We start from the raw sequence: 1,400 nt of genomic DNA on the forward strand, positions 1-1,400 counted from the left end.
GAGCTATGGCTGAAACTGGGTGATGACGGTTTGAGAAGGGCGACGTATCGAGGCGGGTGATGAAGCCTGCCAGAACCTCTCAAGGAGAGCGATACGCCATGAACGAGACTATCAACATTGTTCGCCTTCGTCAGCCCGACGAAATCGATGATCCCCTGACGGATGTGCTTCGCACCGGCGCGCGCAAATTGCTGGCGGAGGCGATCGAGATGGAGGCCGAAGCGTTTCTTGCCGAGATGCGGGATCTCAAGCTCGCCGACGGCCGTGACCGGATTGTGCGGCATGGTCACGGCCCGGAGCGGAGCATCCAGACGGGGATCGGGGCGGTGCCAGTCAGCCGGGTGAAGATCCGGGATCGCGGCGCGAATGGCGAGGTTGATCGGGTCCGGTTCTCCTCATCGATCCTGCCGAAATGGGCGCGTCGGACGCGAAGTCTGGATGCGCTGCTTCCCGTTCTCTACCTGCGCGGTGTTTCGACGGGCGATTTTCAGGAAGCGCTGAGCGCGCTTGTGGGCAAGGAGGCGCCGAACCTCTCACCCTCGGTGATCACGCGACTGACGGCGGAGTGGGGCATCGAATACGATCGTTGGCAAAAGCGCGATCTTTCGGCGCGCCGCTATGTCTATGTGTGGGCGGACGGGGTCTACCTGCAGGCCCGGATGGAAGATCATGCCGAATGCATGCTGGTCCTGATCGGCGCCACGCCCGAGGGCAAGAAAGAGCTGCTCGGCTTCCAGACCGGCATTCGTGAGAGCGCACAGAGCTGGCGCGAGCTGCTGGTCGACGTCAAGCGTCGTGGCCTGCAGATCGCGCCCGATCTTGCCGTCGGCGACGGCGCGCTTGGCTTCTGGAATGCGCTCGATGAGCTCCTTCCCGGCACCAAGCACCAGCGATGCTGGGTGCACAAGACAGCCAACGTGCTCAACAAGGTGCCGAAATCGGTGCAGGCCGCCATGAAGACGGACTTGCGCGAAATCTTTTCCGCCCCGAACCGAGCCTCAGCCGAGACGGCGATTGCCGTCTTTGTCGAGAAATATGATGCGAAATACGGCAAGGCGGTCGACTGCCTGACCAAAGATCAGAATGCCTTGCTGGCGTTCTACGATTTCCCCGCCGAACATTGGGATCATCTGCGAACGTCCAATCCCATCGAGAGCGTCTTTGCGACCGTTCGCCATCGCACGGTGCGCACCAAGGGCTCGCTCTCCTCGAAAACCGCCAGGCTGATGGTCTTCAAGCTGGTCATGGCCGCCGCCAGGACGTGGCGACGACTGAAAGGACAAAATCAGTTGCCTAAACTCATCGCAGGTGCCACGTTCCAGGACGGAATCGAGGTCATTGAACTGAAGCCACAGAGCGCCGCTTGATCAGCCTCGTCACCCAAATTCCAGCATAGCTCG

1 protein-coding gene is annotated in these 1,400 nt (G+C 61.0%); it reads left to right on the forward strand.

All coding sequences use genetic code 11. From position 1 onward, the window contains the following. The first annotated feature begins 98 nt into the window (after positions 1-98). Positions 99-1,367: an IS256 family transposase gene (locus EN993_RS35820; protein ID WP_164758059.1), complete on the forward strand. Its 1,269-nt coding sequence runs from the start codon at positions 99-101 to the stop codon at positions 1,365-1,367. Positions 1,368-1,400: the final 33 nt, after the last annotated feature.

The sequence above is a fragment of the Mesorhizobium sp. M7D.F.Ca.US.004.01.2.1 genome (assembly GCF_003997785.1).
Lineage (GTDB): Bacteria > Pseudomonadota > Alphaproteobacteria > Rhizobiales > Rhizobiaceae > Mesorhizobium > Mesorhizobium loti.